Raw genomic sequence first — 16,841 nt, 5'->3', positions numbered from 1 at the left:
TGATTATTGGCCAGGCGCGGCGGCGCCGGGCGCCGCCGGCGCATCGCGCAACTGCCACGCGGCCAGGATGGCCAGGCCGATGATCGCCGCCAGCAGGAGAAACGACTCGTTGAATGCGGCAAGCCGCGCGACACTGGTGCCCGGGTTGCCCAGCGCGTCGCCGTGCACCGCCAGCCGCCACTCCAGCACGATGGCGCACAGGCTCACCCCCACGGCGCCTCCCAGCATGCGCAGGAAATTGATCGCGCTGGCTCCCTGCGGGATCAACGCCTTGTCGAGGGGCCGCATCGCGCCAAGGTTGAGCGAGGGCAGGATGAAGCCCAGGCCGATCCGGCCCAGGATGACAAAGCCCATCAGCATCCAGAGGAACGTGGTGAGGTGGATGAGCGGCATCAGCGCGAACGAAAGCGCCAGCAGCAACAAGCCGCTGCTCACCATGACGTAGGTCGGCAGCCGGTTGGTCAGGCGCCCGGCAATGCCGATGGTGATGGCCAGCACGATCCCCGAAGGCAGCAGGATCGTGCCCACGCGCGATGCCGGCATCTGCAACCCGAGTTGCATGTAGACCGGCAGAAGGTAGGTGGAGCCGAACAGCGCGATGCCATAAATGAAGGCCACCAGGCTGCCGAAGGCGTAGGTCCGGTAGCCGAACAGGTCCAGGTTCATCAGCGGCTCGCGGCCCGTGCGCCGTGCGCGCCGCAGCCAGGTGATCATCGCGGCCAGCGCCACCAGCGCCGCCGTCAACAGCGCGCCCGCCAACGGCGGGTTTCCGCCGCGCAGTTCCACCAGGCCATTGAGCAGGCACAGCGTGCCGATGCTTCCCATCGCCAACCCTCGCCAGTCCAGTCGCGGTCCGCCCGCGCCGGCGTGGGCCCCGCCCGGCGATGTCACGGGAACGTAGCGGTAGGCCAGCCAGAGCGACAGCAGGCAGAACGGCACGACCATGAAGAAGATCGAACGCCAGCCGAACCAGTCCACCAGCACGCCGCCGATGCTGGGACCGAGCGCCGGCGCCAGCACCACGCCCATGCCGAACAGGCCGCTGGCGCGGCCTTGTTCGTGCGGCTCGAAGGCCCGCAGCATGACGATGGCGGGAATCGGCTGCACCACGCCCGCGGCGAGCCCTTCGGTCACGCGGGCGGCCAGCACCAGGGGGAACAGCGTCGACAGGCCGCCGACGATGCCACCGGTCATCAGCAGCACCATGGTCCCCACGTAGGTGCGCCGGTAGCCATAGCGTGACAGCAGCCAGGGCGTGGTCAGCATCGAGATGGTCATGGCCACCATGAAGCCGGAGCTGACCCACTGCGCCCGCTCCTGGCTGAGCGCGAAGTAGTGGCTCATGTCCGGGATGGCGACGTTCACGACGGTGGACGACATGATCGAGGCCATCGTGCCCACCATCACCGACATCAGCAACAGCCAGCGATAGCGCGGCCCATGGCGCGCGCGCAGCGCCTCGATCGAGCCGTCGGCGCTCACGCCGCGCCTTCGCGGGCGCAGGCGGCGCAGATGCACGCCAGGCGCTGGGCCTGTGCGGGCACGCGGGCCAGCAGATCGGCGGTGAAATCGAGTTGCGTGCACCAGCACGGCGGCTGCGCCTCGCCGGTGGCCCGCTGCACCTCCATGGCGCAGCGGTTGGGCTGGCCGCACAGGGGACAGAGCACGGGATCAGGCAGGGCAGGCGGCACGAATGCCATCGTAGCGCGCCCACGCCGCGGGCGGGGTCACGCTGCCAGTGGCATGGGCGCGCTCGGCTCGCCGAGTTTCTCCAGCGCGCGCGGCACCACGCCGTCGCGCTCCACGGGCCGCAACAATCTTTTCTTCACCAGGCGCTGCAGGCTGCGGCGTGTCATGGAGTGCGGCTGGCCGCCGTGGCTGACGAACATGAACAGGCTGCCCTTGGCGGAAGCCCACACCAGCTTGGCACGGCGCCACTGCTGCCGCGAGAAGAGATCCACCCACGCGCCGAGCGCCAGCGCCGCGACCACGTGGTCGGCCTCGCCCTGGTCCAGCACCGGCAGCGGGGCGTGCAAGGCACGCGCGGGACGCAACTGGGCAACCTCTGACGGCACGGTGTCTTCGAAGCCGGCCGCGCGCAATTCGCTCGGCGCCATCCAGAGCTGGTCGCCCTGCTCGACGATGTCCGAGGCATCGCCCGGAAGCCGCACCGGCTCGACCGGGGCGACGTCGCGGTGCCGGTGCCGCGCGCGCAGCTTCATCACCGGCCGGTGCAGCTGCTCCAGGTGCTGGAAGAAGCTGTTGGCTTCGCCCGGCCGCTGGCCCAGGCTTTCCAGGCCGGCGCGAACTTTTTGCAGCACGCGCGGGATGACCTCGAAGGCGCGCGCCGGCTCACGCAGGATCAGCTCGCTGTTGACGCTCCACAGCAGCTCGGTCACCACGCCGAGATGGCCGCCGGGATCGATGCCGCCCTGCGGCTGCGCCAGGCGGGCATGCGCCACCACCAGCGCCCAGGGTCCCAGGAGGAACTCCTGCACGGGCTGCGGCGCGTCGGCCAGGTCCGCGCGCTGCCACAGTTCGGAGGCGATGCGCTCGGCTTCGTGCTGCCGCTTTTCCACCAGCTGCACCGCCTCCAGCACCTTGTGCTGCGCCTCGTCGTCCATCGCATCCTGCGCCGACCAGCCGGCCTGCAGCGTGTCGAGGGCCAAGCGGAAGGGCTCCGGGCTCTCCACCGGGTCGACCTGGTTGAGGCGGCTGAAGCTCTGCGCCACGGCGTTGAAGAAGCCCTGGAATTCGACGCTGAATTCGTCGTTGAACTTGAAGCTGCGCTCCGCCACCTTTTCCACCAGCAGGCGGCCCGGATGCGCTTCGTCGCTGAAGAAGCGCGGCGCCACCATGGCCAGGCGCGCGAGCGAAGGCTCCAGGCCGACGATGGCCTCCCGCACGGGCGCCAGCAGCCGCGGGTCCTCGGCGACGCGGTCCACCAGCCGCCGCACCACTTCGAGCCCGAACACCTGCCCCGCCTCGCGGGCCTCGGTCTTGAGGCGGCCGCGGACCAGCGCGCGCTCGCGCGGCGCCGCCATGCCGCCCCACACGTCCTGGGGCAGCGGACTGTCCGTGGCCACCCGGCGCGGCGGCCGGTCCACCGCCGGCAGGTGCATGTGCTGCCGTGCGGCGCCCGCGTCGTAGGCTTGTTGTTCGCCCCGGTCGGATTCGAGCTCCAGCAGTTCGGCTCGCGCCTGCGCATGGAAGCTGGGGGCCAGCGGCCGATGCGTCTGAGTCTCCCCGCGCAGCAGGAACCGCTGCAGACGCGCGCCGTCGATGGCCTGTTGTGGCGCGAGGTCGGCGAAGCCGGAGGAGGACGCGAGCGCCTGCGGGGCAGACGGGGCTTCGCCCGTGGCGCCGGCATGCCCGGTGTCGTCGACGCTTGGCATGCCGGCCGTCCGGGAAGGCGCCGATGGCGAAGCCGTGGTGACCAGCCGGTAGTGCGCTGCATGCACTTGCGCTTGCGACAGCATCTTCACCTGGTCGACGTACAGCAGGTCCAGTTGTTCGGCCAGCGGCTTGGCCATGGACCGCAGCCACAGCCCGGTCCAAGCGGTGTCCGTCACGCCCTCGCCCATCATCCTGCGCAGCACCCTCGCGTACACGGCGGGCCGCAGGGGGTTGCGTTCCGGGTGGATGACTTCGAGGCCGAGCGCGCTGCTCATGAGAGCGTCGAGTTCGGACAACGGACGCTCGAGTGCGGACGTGAGCTGCTGCGCCAGCCGCGAGGACTCGATCTTGCTGGCGATCACGTTGTCATCGACCAGGCTGAGGTCGGCGAAGCTGGAAGTGAATCCGGCGTGCGCGCCGGAACCGTCGTCCCTGGCGTCCCGTTCGCAGGCGCTTGCCAGCAAGCGGGGAAACTGTTCCTTCCAGCCCTTGCGGCGCGCCAGCAGTTCGCGCCAGGCGTCGGACAGCTGCTGCCGCTGCGGGGACATGGCGCGCGCCTCCGCCGCCTGCAGTTCGGCCACCGCATGGTCCACGCACTGGTCGACGAGCGCGCCGGCGACGGCGCAAGCCGCGCCGATGCTGCGCGCGACCGTGGGGCTGACTGCGGACATCCCGGACGACTCCTTGTTGTCGCGAGATTAGAGCGGCGATGCCCCGGGTTGCGAACAGGGCGCCAGACCGGCGTGGAGTTCTCCGGGCCGAGCGGAAAGGGGTCTGGCAAGTGTTGGCAACGCGATGTGCTTCCGCGTTGCGAGACGTAACACCGCTTGCGCAATGTCGGGGTCGGCGTCGCCGAACCCGACCTACGAAGCCCGTCTCTCGCGGGGTGGGGGTCGCCTTGCCGAACTCGGCCTGCGAAGCCGTCTCTCGCAGGCCGGGTTTCGCGTCAGCGAACCCCGGCGTCCACGATCACGCAGCCGCCTTGACCTTCAGCCGCCACGCATGCAACAGCGGCTCGGTGTAGCCGCTCGGCTGCTCCTTGCCTTTGAGCACCAGGTCCAGCGCGGCGCGATAAGCGTACGAGCTGTCCCAGTTGCCGGCCATGGGCTGGTACTGCGGGTCGCCGGCGTTCTGCTTGTCGACGACGGCGGCCATGCGCTGGAAGGTCTCCAGCACCTGCTCCTTCGTGACCACGCCGTGCTCGAGCCAGTTCGCGATGTGCTGGCTGGAGATGCGCAGGGTGGCGCGGTCTTCCATCAGGCCGACGTTGTGGATGTCGGGCACCTTGGAGCAACCCACGCCCTGGTCCACCCAGCGCACCACGTAGCCCAGGATGCCCTGCACGTTGTTGTCCAGCTCCTGCTGGCGTTCGGCGGCGCTCCAGTTCGCCTGCGCGGCGACGGGCACGGTGAGCAGGCCTGCCAGCAACTTGTCGCGCTCGGCATCCAGGTCGGTCTTTTCCAGTTCCTGCTGCACGGCGGACACGTCCACCTGGTGATAGTGCAGCGCGTGCAGCGTGGCCGCGGTGGGGGAGGGCACCCACGCCGTGTTGGCGCCCGCCTTCGGGTGCACGATCTTCTGCTCCAGCATCGCGGCCATCAGGTCCGGCATGGCCCACATGCCCTTGCCGATCTGCGCGCGCCCGCGCAGCCCGCAGGCCAGGCCGACCAGCACGTTGCTCTTCTCGTAGGCCTGGATCCAGGCGCTCGACTTCATGTCGCCCTTGCGGATCATCGGACCCGCGTACATGGCGGTGTGCATCTCGTCGCCGGTGCGGTCCAGGAAACCGGTGTTGATGAAGGCCACGCGCGCCGCCGCAGCGGCGATGCAGGCCTGCAGGTTGACGCTGGTGCGGCGCTCCTCGTCCATGATGCCCAGCTTCACCGTGTTCTCCGGCAGCCCGAGCAATTGTTCGACCCGGCCGAACAGCTCGGAGGCGAAGGCCGCTTCCGCCGGGCCGTGCATCTTCGGCTTGACGATGTAGATGGAGCCGGTGCGCGAGTTGCGGATACCGTCCTTGCCCTTTCCCTGCAGGTCCACCATCGCGATCGCGGTGGTGATGACCGCATCCATGATCCCTTCGTGGATCTCCTTGCCGCCGTCCCACAGGATGGCCGGGTTGGTCATGAGGTGGCCGACATTGCGCAGGAACAGCAGCGAGCGCCCGTGCAGGCGCACTTCGCCGTCGCCCTTGGCGCTGGTGTAGATGCGGTCCTTGTTCAGCCCGCGCGTGAAGCTCCTGCCGCCCTTGCTGACCTGCTCGGTCAGCGTGCCTTGCAGGATGCCGAGCCAGTTGCGGTAGGCCAGCAGCTTGTCCTGCGCATCCACCGCCGCGACGGAATCTTCCAGGTCGAGGATGGTGGACAGCGCCGCTTCCACCACCACGTCGCTCACGCCGGCCGCATCGCTGGCGCCGATCGGGGTCTTGCGGTCCATGATGACGTCCAGGTGCAGTCCGTTGTTCTTCAACAGCACCGAGGACGGCGACTTCGGGTCGCCCTGGTAGCCGACGAACCTGGCGGCGTCCTTCAGTCCGGAGCGCTTGCCGCCTTTGAGCTGCACGACCAGCTGCCCGCCTTCGACCGTGTAGCCAGTGGCGTCGGCGTGCGAGCCGCTGGCCAGCGGCACTGCCTGGTCCAGCACCTGGCGCGCCCGGGCGATCACGCGCGCGCCGCGCACCTCGTTGTAGCCCGGACCCTTGTCCGCGCCGCCGTCCTCGGGGATCACGTCGGTGCCGTACAGCGCGTCGTACAGGGAGCCCCACCGTGCGTTCGCCGCATTCAGTGCGTAGCGCGCGTTGAGGATCGGCACGACCAGCTGGGGGCCCGCCTGCAGCGCGAGCTCCGCGTCCACGTTGGACGTCGTCGCCTTGGCACCTTTGGGCACCGGCACGAGATAGCCGATCTTCTCCAGGAAGGCGCGGTAGGCCGCCATGTCGCGGATCGGGCCCGGGTTCTTGCGGTGCCACGCGTCCATCTCCGCTTTCAGCCGATCCCGCTCCGCCAGCAGCGCCGCGTTCTTCGGCCCGAGGTCCTTGACGATCGCGTCGAAGCCTTGCCAGAACCGGTCGGCAGGGACGCCGACGGCGGGCAGCACCTGTTCGTCGATGAAGCGCTTCAGCGCGGTGTCCACTTCGAGACCGAGGACGGTCGTGCGGCTGGTCATGGTGTTCTCCGGAGGTTCAATCGAAAAAGGGCAGCACGTCGCGCAGCGTGGCGCCGGTGCGGGTGGGCTGCGTGCCCAGCTCCTCGAACGGGAGCTGGTAGCGATTGACCCACAGGGTGCGGTAGCCGAACCAGGTGGCGCCCAGCGCATCCCAGGCGTTGCAGCTGACGAAGAGGATGTCGCGCGCGGCGAACTTCGTCGCCTGCGTGCCCAGCCGGTAGGCGTCGGGGTGCGTCTTGTACTTGCGGACCTTGTCGACGCTGAGCACGTGATCGAGCAGGCCTTCGAGCCCCGCGCTGCGCAGCGCGATGCCCAGCATCTGCGGGTCGCCGTTGCTCAGGATGCCGGTGACCACGCCGCGCTCCTTCAGGCGCTCCAGCACTTCCCGGTTTTCCGGAAAGGCCGAGAGGTGGCGGTACTGGTTCATCAGCTGCAGCTCGCGTTCGGCCGTGAGGTCCAGGCCGAGCCGCTTGCATGCATAGCGCAGGCCCGCCCGCGTGAGGTCCCAGAACGGCTGGTAGTGCGCGCCGTCGTTGCTGGTGGTGACCAGCCGGGTGTACTCGATCTGCTTGTCGCGCCACAGCACGGCCAGGGCTTCGCCGCGGCCCGGAAACAGCTGCTCCGCGAGGAGCCCTACGCTGTAGACGTCGAAAAGGGTGCCGTACGCATCGAACAGCACCGCCTTGGGTTGATCCATGGCAGTACTGTATTACGCACTTCGGCCGCCATTAATCCAACCAAAGGCTTGGAATCCGTGATTTCAATGAGCCTAATCGGCCTCAGAAGCTGAAAATGCGTTCCGCATTGCGAGATCGGATCGCGTTCATCTGCTGCTCCGGCAACGCCGCCGTGTTGGCGAAGGCGCCCTTGGTGTCGTGCACCCAGTGCGGCCAGTCGGTGCCGAACATCACGTGCTCGTGCCCCACGACCGAGACCAGGTACTGCAACGCGCCGAGGTTGTAGGTGATGCTGTCGTAGTAGATATGGCGCAGGTAGTCGGTGGGCTTGCGCTTCATCTGGCGGCGCGACGGCAGCTCGACCTCGTCGCCCTTCTCGAAGCGGCCCACCAGGTAAGGCAGGGTGCCGCCGCCATGCGAGGCGATGATCTTCAGGTCCGGGTACTGGTCGAAGAAGCCCTCGAAGATCATCCGCGTGATGGCCAGGGTGGTGTCGAACATGAAGCCGACCGACCAGCTCAGGTCGAACTTGGTCATGTCCATGAAGTCCACGCCCGGCGGGTCGGTGGGGTGCACCAGCACCGGCAGCTTGCGCCGGTTGATCTCGGCCCAGACGGGGGCGAACATCGGGTCGGTCAGGCTCTTGCCGGAGACGTTGGCCAGCACCATCACGCCGACCGCGCCCTTGGCGCAGCTGCGCTCCAGCTCCTCCACCGCGCGCTGCGGGTACTCCCACGGCAGCGAAGCGAACCAGCGGATGCGGTCCGGATAGCGCGATTGCGCATCGGCAACGTTGTCGTTGGCCTCGCGCGCGGCGCGCACGCTCACCTCCTCGCCGCCCCAGTACACGTTGGGGCAGGTCAGCGACACCACGCTGATGTCGATCTTCGCCTGGTCCATGTGCTGGATGCGCAGCTCCCAGTCGAAGTGGCCCTTCTGCGGGATCACCACCGGCGTGTCGCCGCGAAAGATCTCCTGCTGGCCGTCCGGCCGGGTCTTGATGTTGTAGATGCGGCTTTCGTTCTTCAGCAGTTCGAGCCACCTGGTGGTGAACATGTGGGTGTGGACGTCGATGACGGTCATGGCGTACTTCCTTTTCTCGCTGGTGGGGTCGTCTGAGGGTGCGACCGGATGGCGGCTGGAATGGTAGCTTGCTAACCTTCCGGCCTTCGACCGACCGGACCGCAGGAGACTCCATGATGAAACGCCGCCACTTCGCCGCACTTGCCGGCGCCGCGCTTGCCGCCCCCGCCGTCCTCGCGCAGGACCGCACCCTGAGGATCTGGGTCGGCTTCCCGCCGGGCGGCTCGGCCGACGTCATCGCCCGCCTGCTGGCGCAGAAACTGGCCGTGTCGCTCAACCAGAACGTGATCGTCGAGAACAAGCCCGGCGCGGCCGGCCGGCTGGTGCTGGGCGAGCTCAAGCGCGCGGCGCCGGACGGCCAGACGCTGGTGCTGTCGCCCAGCGGCGCGATGGTGATCGCGCCCTGGCTTTACAGCAACATCGGCTACGACCCCGTCAAGGACTTCACGCCCGTCTCGCGCATCGTCACCTTCGACTTCGCGGTCACCGCCGGGCCCGGCGCGCCGCAAGGCGACCTGAAGGCCGTGCTGGCCTGGATGAAGGCCAACCCGGCCAAGGCCAACTACGCAACCTCCGGTGCGGGCACCGTGCCGCACTTCGCCGGCCTGATGCTCGGCCAGGCCTCGGGCGTCCCGATCACCCATGTGGCCTATCGCGGCGGCGCTCCCGCGGCGCAGGACCTGATCGGCGGCCAGATCCCGCTGATGGTGGACACCGCTTCGGAAACCATCGAGCACCACAAGGCGGGCAAGGTGCGCATCCTCGCGGTCACCGGCGAGCAGCGCTCCAAGGCGCTGCCCGAGGTGCCGACGCTCAAGGAGCAGGGCATCAACATGGCCGCGGATGCTTTCTTCGGCCTGTACGGCCCGCCCGGCATGCCGGCGGACGTGGTGGGCCGCATCGACCGCGCTGTCGCCGACGCGCTGCGTGACCCGGTGGTGCAGGAGAAGATCTTCGGCTTCGGCCTGGTGCCCAGCCATGCGCCCGCAGCCGACCTGGCGGCCACGCAGGTGTCGCACCTCAAGCGCTGGGAAACGCCGATCAAGGCGTCGGGGTTCAAGCCGGAGTGATCAGCCGAGCGCGCGCAGGAAGGCGGGCACAGGCCGGCCGACCGAGGCCAGCCAGCGCCCCATGGTGCCGGCCACCTGGCGCACGGCGGGGCGCCCGCCCATGCGCTCGCGCCAGGCCAGCAGCCGCGGCATGTCGGCCGTGAGCGGCGCGCCTTGCCGTTCGCCGAACAGCGCGGCCATGTAGAACGCGATGTCCGCGTAGCTGTAGCTGCCCGCGAGCCATTCGCGCTGCGCCAGCAAGGCGTCCATCTCCAGGCAGTACGCCCGCGCGGCTGCGATGGCTGCCAGCGCCGGCGCGTCCTGCAGGCTGGACTGCAGTCCCATCAGCCGCACCACGTGCGGGAAGTACACCTCGTCGGACTTCAGTTCCAGCTGCCTGGCGCGGGCCCGCTCGCGCAGGTCGCGCGGCCACAGCGCGGGCCGCGGCTGCAGGTCCTCCAGGTACTCGAAGATCTGGGTGGAGTCGAACAGCGCGAGGTCGCCGTCGACGAGCACGGGCACCTGCCGTTTGGGGTTGACGCGCAGTACCTCGGGGTGCTTCGGCGTGTAGAGCTTGTCGAAGTCGAACGGCACCATCACCAGTTCGAAGTCGAGCCCCTTCTCGCGCGCGGCGATCTCGGCCTTGGCGCCGAACATGCTGAGGGGACCCGAGTAAAGGGTGAATTGCTGGGCCATGGCCGCAAGATAGCAGGTCGAAAGTGCTGCCATCGATGCGGGACAATCCGGCCATGCCACCTGAAGTCCTGATCAGCGAAGTGGGCCCGCGCGACGGCCTGCAATCCGTGCAGGCGACCATGCCGACCGCGGCCAAGTTGCGCTGGATCGACGCACTGCATGCGGCCGGCCTGCGCGAGATCGAGGTGGCGTCCTTCGTTCCGGCGAAACTGCTGCCGCAGATGGCCGATGCGGCGGAAGTCGTGCGCCACGCGCTCTCGCTGCCCGGTTGGACGGTGATGGCGCTGGTGCCGAACCGCAAAGGGGCTGAAGCCGCCTTGCGCGCCGGCGTCCAGAAGCTCACGCTGCCGGTCTCCGCCAGCCAGGCCCATTCGCTGGCCAACGTGCGCAAGACGCCGCTGGAAATGCTGGACGAAGTGCGCGCGGTGCTGTCGCTGCGCGACGCGATCGCGCCGCAAGCGAAGGTGGAAGCCGGCGTGTCCACCGCCTTCGGCTGCACGCTGCAAGGCGCGGTGCCGGAGGACGACGTGGTGCGCCTGGCCGCTGCCCTGGCCGAAGCCGGCGTCGATGATGTCGGCCTGTCCGACACCACCGGGATGGCGAACCCCGCCCAGGTGCGGCGTCTGTTCCAGCGGCTGTTCGCGCAGATCGGCGATCGCACCGGCGCCGCCCACATGCACAACACGCGCGGTCTCGGCCTGGCCAATTGCCTGGCCGCCTACGATGTCGGCGTGCGCACTTTCGACAGCTCGCTCGGCGGCCTGGGGGGTTGTCCGTACGCGCCGGGCGCGTCGGGCAACGTGGTGACCGAAGACCTGGTGTTCATGTTCGAGGCGATGGGTGTGTCGACGGGGGTGGACCTCGCGCGTCTGCTGGCGGCACGCGCGCCACTGCAGCAGGGTTTGCCGGGCGAGCCGCTGTACGGCATGACGCCGGAAGCGGGCTTGCCCAAGGGCTTCGCGCAGGAGCTTCAACGTGGCTGAGCCCGACCTGCCTTATGCCGGCATCCGCGTCGTCGAATTCACCCATATGGTGATGGGACCCACCTGCGGCATGGTGCTGGCCGACCTGGGCGCGGAGGTGATCAAGGTGGAGCCGCCGCAAGGCGACAACACGCGGCGGCTGCTCGGCTCCGGCGCCGGCTTCTTCCCGCTGTTCAACCGCAACAAGAAGAGCATCGCGCTGGATCTGCAGACGCCGCAAGGCCGCGCGGCCGCATTGAAGCTTGCGGCCACCGCCGACATCGTCAGCGAGAACTTCAAGCCCGGCACGATGGCGAAGCTGGGGCTGGACTACGCGTCCCTCTCCAAGGTGAACCCGCGCGTCATCTTCGTCAGCCACAAGGGCTTCCTCCCGGGGCCGTACGACCACCGCACCGCGCTGGACGAAGTGGTGCAGATGATGGGCGGCCTGGCGTACATGACGGGCCGGCCCGGCGACCCGTTGCGCGCCGGCGCCAGCGTCAACGACATCATGGGCGGCATGTTCGGCGCGATCGGCGCGATGGCGGCGCTGGCGCAGCGCGAGCACACCGGCCGCGGGCAGGAGGTGCAGAGCGCGCTGTTCGAGAACAACGTGTTCCTGGTGGCGCAGCACATGATGCAGTTCGCCGTCACCGGGCAGCCGGCCGCGCCGATGCCGGGCCGCATCTCGGCCTGGGCTGTCTACGACGTGTTCACCGTCCGGGATGGGAAGCAGGTGTTCCTGGCGGCGGTGAGCGACTCGCAGTGGAAGGTGTTCTGCGAGGCGCTCGGCTACGCGGACCTGTTCGCGGACCCGCGGCTGAAGACCAACAACGACCGCGTCCATGCGCGCGACTGGCTGATCCCGATGCTGCGCGAGCGGCTTGCGAGCCACGACGTGGAGGAACTGAGCGGCCTCTTCGAAAAGCACGGCCTGCCGTTCGCGCCGATCACCAGGCCGCAGGACCTGTTCGACGATCCGCACCTCAATGCGACGGGCGGACTGGCGCCGATGACGTTGCCGGACGGCCGCCTCACCAAGGTGCCGTTGCTGCCGCTGAAGCTGGATGGACACCGCCCCGGCGTGCGCCTCGACCCGCCGAAGTTCAACGAACATGGGCCGGCGTTGTTGCGCGAGCTTGGATACGACGAACAGGCGATCGAGCGCTTGATGCCGCCTTCGGCGCCGCAATAGCGGTCGTTGCCGCATGCATTCGTGACCGTGGCGCGCATAATCGGCGCCGCATGGACAAGCTCAAGCAGCTGGAATCCTTTGTTTCGGTTGCCACCAAGGGCAGCCTGACGGCCGCCGCGCGCGCCGAGGGCGTGGCCCCCGCCATCATGGGCCGGCGCCTCGACGCGCTGGAGGAGCGGCTGGGCGTCAAGCTGCTGGTGCGCACCACGCGCCGCATCACGCTCACGCACGAGGGCAGCGCCTTCCTCGAGGACTGCCAGCGGCTGCTGGCGGACATCGGCAATGCGGAGGCGAGCGTCAGCGCCGGCGGCGTCAAGGCCAGCGGCCACTTGCGCATCACCGCGCCCGCCGGCTTCGGCCGTCGCCACGTCGCACCGCTGGTGCCCCGGTTCCGCGAACTGCACTCCGACGTCACCATCTCGCTGAACCTGAGCGATCGCGTCGTCGACGTCGCGGGGGAAGGCTTCGACTGCGCCGTGCGGGTCGGCGACTTTCCCGACTCGTCCCTGGTCAGCGTGCGCCTGGGCGACAACCGCCGCTTGTGCGTGGCGACGCCGAAGTACCTGCAGCGGCATGGCATGCCGCAGCACCCGAATGACCTGGTCAAGTTCGACTGCCTGACCTTGTCCAGCGATGCATCGCAGACGCGCGGCTGGGCGTTCCTGCTGCCCGGCAAGGACGGCGCCGGCGAGATCGCGCACTTCAAGCCCGCCGGCCCGCTGGATTGTTCCGACGGCCAGGTGCTGCACGACTGGTGCGTGCAGGGCTGGGGCATCGCCTGGCGCAGCACCTGGGAGGTGGAGCAGGAGATCGCCGACGGCCGCCTGGTCGAAGTGCTGGCCTCGTTCGCCGCGCCGCCGAATGGGATCTACGCCGTCTTCCCGCAGCGCAAGCACCTGCCGTTGCGGGTGCGGCTGTGGATCGACTTCCTCAAACATCACTACGCGCAGCCGCAGTTCTGGATGGCCGCGCACCAACCATGATCCTCGAATCCCTGCTGGCCTATGCCCACTTGCTGGCCATCCTCGCGCTGGTGGTCTTCATCTCGAGCGAGGCTGCGCTGTGCCGGCCCGAATGGATGAACGCCAAAGTCGTGGAACGGCTGGTGACGGTGGACCGCATCTACGGCATCACAGCGGGCGTGCTGTTCGCCACGGGGCTGGCGCGCGTTTTTCTGGGCGCCAAGGGCGCGGAGTGGTACGGGGGCAACTGGCTGCTGTACGTCAAGCTCGCCGCGTTCGTGGCGGTGGGGCTGATTTCGATCCAGCCCACCTTGCGATTTTCCCGGTGGCGGCGTGAACTGCGCGCCTCGGGCGCGTTGCCGCCGGACGAGGAGGTCCGCAAGGTGCGCAAGCTGGTGATGCTGCAGGCCCACATCATCCCGTTGATTCCGCTGGCGGCGGTGTTCCTGGCGCGGGGGTACGGGGCGTAGAGGGTTGTCGGGGTCGCTGCGCGAACCCGACCTACGGGGTACGGGCGAGCGTCCCGTGTAGGCCGGGTTGCGCGCAGCGCACCCCGCCGTCGCGAATACCCCCCTCTACAATCCCCCGAATGCTTCAAGCAAAACAAGAGTTGCTCGCCGCGCTGGCGGCCGGGCTGGATGCGCTTTCCCCCGGCGCCGGCGAGAAAGCGGTTTTCGAGCTGCCCAAGGCGGCCGCGCACGGCGACCTGGCTTCCACCGCGGCCATGCAACTGGCCAAACCCCTCAAGCGCAATCCCCGGCAGGTGGCCGAAGCCCTGCGTGACAGCCTGCTGGCCACGCCCGCGTTCGCCAGGTGGGTCGATGCCGTCGAGATCGCCGGCCCCGGCTTCCTCAACATCCGCCTGAAGCCCGCCGCCAAGCAGCAAGTCGTTCGCGAAGTGCTCGCCAGCGCCGGTGCTTTCGGCACGCAACCGTCCAATGGCCAGCGCATCCTGGTCGAATTCGTTTCGGCCAATCCGACCGGGCCGCTGCACGTCGGCCACGGCCGCCAGGCGGCGCTGGGCGACGCGCTGTGCAACCTGTACGAAACGCAGGGCTGGACGGTCTGGCGCGAGTTCTATTACAACGACGCCGGCGTGCAGATCGAGACGCTGGCGCGCTCGACCCAGTTGCGCGCCAAAGGCGTCAAACCCGGCGACGCGGGCTGGCCGGAGGCCGCGTACAACGGCGACTACATCCAGGACATCGCCGACGACTTCCTGGCGAAGAAGACGGTGAAGGCCGACGACCGCGAGTTCACCGCCAGCGGCAACGTCGAGGACCTCGATGGCATCCGCCAGTTCGCCGTCGCCTACCTGCGCCGCGAACAGGACCTGGACCTGCGCTCCTTCGCCGTGCGGTTCGACAACTACTTCCTCGAGTCCAGCCTGTACACCAGCGGCAAGGTCGACGAGACGGTGCAGCGCCTGAAAGCTGCCGGCAAGACCTACGAGCAGGACGGCGCGCTCTGGCTGAAGTCCACCGACTACGGCGACGACAAGGACCGCGTGATGCGCAAGTCCGACGGCGGCTATACCTACTTCGTGCCGGACGTCGCGTACCACGTCACCAAGTGGGAGCGCGGCTTCACCAAGGTGGTCAACATCCAGGGAACCGACCACCACGGCACCATCGCCCGCGTGCGCGCCGGCCTGCAGGCGGCGGGCGTGGGCATCCCGCAAGGCTATCCCGACTACCTGCTGCACACCATGGTGCGCGTCATGCGCGGTGGCGAAGAGGTCAAGATCTCCAAGCGCGCGGGCAGCTACGTGACGCTGCGCGACCTGGTGGAGTGGACCAGCAAGGACGCGGTGCGCTTTTTCCTGGTCTCGCGCAAGGCGGACACCGAGTACACGTTCGACATCGACCTGGCGATCGCGAAGAACAATGACAACCCGGTGTACTACGTGCAGTACGCCCATGCGCGCATCTGCTCGGTGCTGGCCGCGTGGGGCGGTGATGCGGCAAGGCTTGCGGATGCGGACCTGTCCTCGCTGGAGCACCCGGCCGCGTTGAACCTGATGGTGCAGGTGGCGCGCTATCCCGAGGTGCTGTCGGCGGCTGCGGCCGATTTCGCGCCGCACGACATCACTTTCTACCTGCGTGACCTCGCGGCGGCGTATCACAGCTACTACGACAGCGAGCGAATCCTGGTGGAAGACGAGAAATTGAAGGCCGCGCGCCTTGCGCTGGTGGCCGCCTGTGCGCAGGTATTGCACAATGGACTGGCTGTGCTGGGGGTGAGTGCCCCCCACAAGATGTGAGCATGGAATACAAGCAACGCGGCAACGTCATCATCGGCATCATCATCGGCATCGTGCTGGGGCTGGCTGCCGCCCTTGCGGTGGCGGTCTACGTCACCAAGGTGCCGATCCCCTTCCTGAACAAGGGGCCGAGCCGCTCCGCGGAACAGGACGCGGCGGAAACCCGCAAGAACCAGAACTGGGACCCGAACGCGCCGCTGTACGGCAAGAATCCGGCCAAGCCGCTGCCCCCCGCGCCGGGCGTGGCCACACCGCCCGCCGCGCCGCCGGCGGCCCGGGCCTCGGAGAGCGTCCTTCCCGGCCGGCAGGACGCCGCCAAGCCGAAGGGCGCGGAGCCGCCCGCCGTCGCGGGCCGGCCGGCGCCGGCAGATCCGCTGGGCGACCTGGCCGCGGCGCGCGCCGCCGGAGGCAGCGACCCCTTCATGTATTTCGTGCAGGCGGGCGCCTTCCGCACGTCCGAGGATGCGGAGGCGCAGCGGGCCAAGCTGTCGCTCATGGGCATCGAAGCCAGGGTGACCGAACGCGACCAGGCCGGCCGCCAGGTCTACCGGGTGCGGGTGGGCCCGTTCACCAGCAAGGACGACGCCGATCGGCAGAAGGAAAAGCTCGACGCCGGCGGCTTCGAAACCGCGCTGGTGCGGGTGCAACGCTGACGGCAGGCTGACCCGCTGGCGGAACCATTGCGCCGGCGCCGCGCTCAGAAACGAATCTAGGAGAACCAGAGCAATGAAGCGACGCGACTTTCCGGCGGCCACGGCGGCCGTCCTGGGCACCACGGCCCTGGGCTTTCCGGGACTGATGCTGGCGCAGGTCCGCACGCCCCAGGAAGGCAAGGACTTCCGGGCGCTCGAGAAGCGGGCGCTCGTCGAGGCGCCGGCCGGCAAGATCGAGGTGGTCGAATTCTTCTGGTACAGCTGCCCGCACTGCAATGCCTTCGAGCCCAAGCTCAACGCCTGGGTGAAGAAGGCGCCGGCGGACGTGGCGTTCCGCCGCGTGCCGGTGGCCTTCCGCGACGAATTCGTGCCGCAGCAGCGCCTGTACTACGCGCTGGAGGCCATGGGCAAGGTCGAAGAACTGCATGGCAAGGTGTTCGCCGAGATCCACGTGAACCGCCAGCCGACCGCCAAGGAGGACCAGATCCTCGCCTTCGTCGAAAAGAACGGGGTGGACAAGGCGAAGTTCCAGGAGCAGTACAACTCCTTCGCCGTGTCCACCAAGGCGCGCCGCGCCAAGCAGCTGCAGGACGCCTACATGGTGGACGGGGTTCCCGCGATGGGCGTGGCGGGCCGTTACTACGTCGACGGCGACCTGGCCGGCAACATGGACCGTGCCCTGCAGGTCGTCGACCACCTCGTCGCCGAAGCGCGCAAGTCGAAGTAGCTGGAGCGAAACC

Annotated in this window: 15 protein-coding genes; 8 read left to right on the top strand and 7 right to left on the bottom strand. The window is 68.7% G+C overall.

What is annotated here, in order from left to right; translation table 11 throughout:
* Positions 1-3 precede the first annotated feature (3 nt).
* From WG902_RS18550 to WG902_RS18525, 6 genes are all read right to left on the bottom strand, one after another.
* On the bottom strand, positions 4-1,482 hold the full coding sequence (locus tag WG902_RS18550; protein WP_340061683.1) for an MFS transporter: 1,479 nt from the start codon (positions 1,480-1,482) through the stop codon (positions 4-6).
* Entirely contained in the window at positions 1,479-1,700 is a 222-nt protein-coding gene (locus WG902_RS18545; protein WP_340061682.1) for a cysteine-rich CWC family protein, read from the bottom strand. Before WG902_RS18545 ends, WG902_RS18550 begins: the two co-directional genes overlap by 4 nt.
* Positions 1,701-1,727: 27 nt before the next feature.
* Positions 1,728-4,067, bottom strand: a complete 2,340-nt coding sequence (locus WG902_RS18540; protein WP_340061681.1) for a DUF1631 family protein — start codon at positions 4,065-4,067, stop codon at positions 1,728-1,730.
* 298 nt (positions 4,068-4,365) lie between these two features.
* A complete protein-coding gene (locus WG902_RS18535) occupies positions 4,366-6,561 on the bottom strand; it encodes a malate synthase G (protein WP_340061680.1) in 2,196 nt (731 codons plus the stop codon).
* A 16-nt stretch (positions 6,562-6,577) separates the two neighbouring features.
* Complete coding sequence (locus tag WG902_RS18530) at positions 6,578-7,258, bottom strand: haloacid dehalogenase type II (RefSeq protein WP_340061679.1); 681 nt, start codon at positions 7,256-7,258, stop codon at positions 6,578-6,580.
* Positions 7,259-7,340: 82 nt separating this feature from the next.
* Complete coding sequence (locus tag WG902_RS18525; RefSeq protein WP_340061678.1) at positions 7,341-8,321, bottom strand: amidohydrolase family protein; 981 nt, start codon at positions 8,319-8,321, stop codon at positions 7,341-7,343.
* Between the two features lie 113 nt (positions 8,322-8,434).
* Between WG902_RS18525 and WG902_RS18520 the strand changes: the two genes are divergently transcribed.
* A complete protein-coding gene (locus WG902_RS18520) occupies positions 8,435-9,391 on the top strand; it encodes a Bug family tripartite tricarboxylate transporter substrate binding protein (protein ID WP_340061677.1) in 957 nt (318 codons plus the stop codon).
* On the opposite strand, the gene WG902_RS18515 is transcribed toward WG902_RS18520, so the two are convergent.
* The gene (locus tag WG902_RS18515) at positions 9,392-10,066 is read right to left on the bottom strand and encodes a glutathione S-transferase family protein (protein ID WP_340061676.1); all 675 of its coding nucleotides are present in this window, start codon (positions 10,064-10,066) and stop codon (positions 9,392-9,394) included.
* Positions 10,067-10,119: 53 nt separating this feature from the next.
* On the opposite strand from WG902_RS18515, the gene WG902_RS18510 reads away from it, so the two are divergent.
* From WG902_RS18510 to WG902_RS18480, 7 genes are all read left to right on the top strand, one after another.
* The gene (locus WG902_RS18510; RefSeq protein ID WP_340061675.1) at positions 10,120-11,049 is read left to right on the top strand and encodes a hydroxymethylglutaryl-CoA lyase; all 930 of its coding nucleotides are present in this window, start codon (positions 10,120-10,122) and stop codon (positions 11,047-11,049) included.
* A 46-nt stretch (positions 11,050-11,095) separates the two neighbouring features.
* Positions 11,096-12,223, top strand: coding sequence for a CaiB/BaiF CoA transferase family protein (locus tag WG902_RS18505; protein WP_340061933.1), 1,128 nt, complete (start codon positions 11,096-11,098; stop codon positions 12,221-12,223).
* A gap of 50 nt (positions 12,224-12,273) precedes the next feature.
* A complete protein-coding gene (locus WG902_RS18500; protein ID WP_340061674.1) occupies positions 12,274-13,206 on the top strand; it encodes a LysR family transcriptional regulator in 933 nt (310 codons plus the stop codon).
* On the top strand, positions 13,203-13,655 hold the full coding sequence (locus WG902_RS18495) for a DUF2214 family protein (protein WP_340061673.1): 453 nt from the start codon (positions 13,203-13,205) through the stop codon (positions 13,653-13,655). Before WG902_RS18500 ends, WG902_RS18495 begins: the two co-directional genes overlap by 4 nt.
* Positions 13,656-13,774: 119 nt before the next feature.
* Positions 13,775-15,448, top strand: coding sequence for an arginine--tRNA ligase (gene argS / locus WG902_RS18490; RefSeq protein WP_340061672.1), 1,674 nt, complete (start codon positions 13,775-13,777; stop codon positions 15,446-15,448).
* A 2-nt stretch (positions 15,449-15,450) separates the two neighbouring features.
* The gene (locus WG902_RS18485; RefSeq protein WP_340061671.1) at positions 15,451-16,101 is read left to right on the top strand and encodes an SPOR domain-containing protein; all 651 of its coding nucleotides are present in this window, start codon (positions 15,451-15,453) and stop codon (positions 16,099-16,101) included.
* A 73-nt stretch (positions 16,102-16,174) separates the two neighbouring features.
* The gene (locus tag WG902_RS18480; RefSeq protein ID WP_340061669.1) at positions 16,175-16,828 is read left to right on the top strand and encodes a thiol:disulfide interchange protein DsbA/DsbL; all 654 of its coding nucleotides are present in this window, start codon (positions 16,175-16,177) and stop codon (positions 16,826-16,828) included.
* Positions 16,829-16,841: the final 13 nt, after the last annotated feature.

It is taken from the genome of Ramlibacter sp. PS3R-8, from assembly GCF_037572435.1.
Taxonomy (GTDB): Bacteria; Pseudomonadota; Gammaproteobacteria; order Burkholderiales; family Burkholderiaceae_C; genus Ramlibacter.
This window is presented reverse-complemented; position numbering and strand designations above follow the sequence as displayed.

What these genes read in the sequence shown, in the direction of transcription:
- WG902_RS18495 (WP_340061673.1), top strand. Translation starts at nt 13,203, where the DNA reads ATGATCCTCGAATCCCTGCTGGCCTATGCCCACTTGCTGGCCATCCTC.
- WG902_RS18480 (WP_340061669.1), top strand. Translation starts at nt 16,175, where the DNA reads ATGAAGCGACGCGACTTTCCGGCGGCCACGGCGGCCGTCCTGGGCACC.
- WG902_RS18515 (WP_340061676.1), bottom strand. Translation starts at nt 10,066, where the DNA reads ATGGCCCAGCAATTCACCCTTTACTCGGGTCCCCTCAGCATGTTCGGC.
- WG902_RS18520 (WP_340061677.1), top strand. Translation starts at nt 8,435, where the DNA reads ATGATGAAACGCCGCCACTTCGCCGCACTTGCCGGCGCCGCGCTTGCC.
- WG902_RS18530 (WP_340061679.1), bottom strand. Translation starts at nt 7,258, where the DNA reads ATGGATCAACCCAAGGCGGTGCTGTTCGATGCGTACGGCACCCTTTTC.
- WG902_RS18535 (WP_340061680.1), bottom strand. Translation starts at nt 6,561, where the DNA reads ATGACCAGCCGCACGACCGTCCTCGGTCTCGAAGTGGACACCGCGCTG.
- WG902_RS18525 (WP_340061678.1), bottom strand. Translation starts at nt 8,321, where the DNA reads ATGACCGTCATCGACGTCCACACCCACATGTTCACCACCAGGTGGCTC.
- WG902_RS18540 (WP_340061681.1), bottom strand. Translation starts at nt 4,067, where the DNA reads ATGTCCGCAGTCAGCCCCACGGTCGCGCGCAGCATCGGCGCGGCTTGC.
- WG902_RS18485 (WP_340061671.1), top strand. Translation starts at nt 15,451, where the DNA reads ATGGAATACAAGCAACGCGGCAACGTCATCATCGGCATCATCATCGGC.
- WG902_RS18500 (WP_340061674.1), top strand. Translation starts at nt 12,274, where the DNA reads ATGGACAAGCTCAAGCAGCTGGAATCCTTTGTTTCGGTTGCCACCAAG.
- WG902_RS18545 (WP_340061682.1), bottom strand. Translation starts at nt 1,700, where the DNA reads ATGGCATTCGTGCCGCCTGCCCTGCCTGATCCCGTGCTCTGTCCCCTG.
- argS (WP_340061672.1), top strand. Translation starts at nt 13,775, where the DNA reads ATGCTTCAAGCAAAACAAGAGTTGCTCGCCGCGCTGGCGGCCGGGCTG.
- WG902_RS18510 (WP_340061675.1), top strand. Translation starts at nt 10,120, where the DNA reads ATGCCACCTGAAGTCCTGATCAGCGAAGTGGGCCCGCGCGACGGCCTG.
- WG902_RS18505 (WP_340061933.1), top strand. Translation starts at nt 11,096, where the DNA reads ATGGTGATGGGACCCACCTGCGGCATGGTGCTGGCCGACCTGGGCGCG.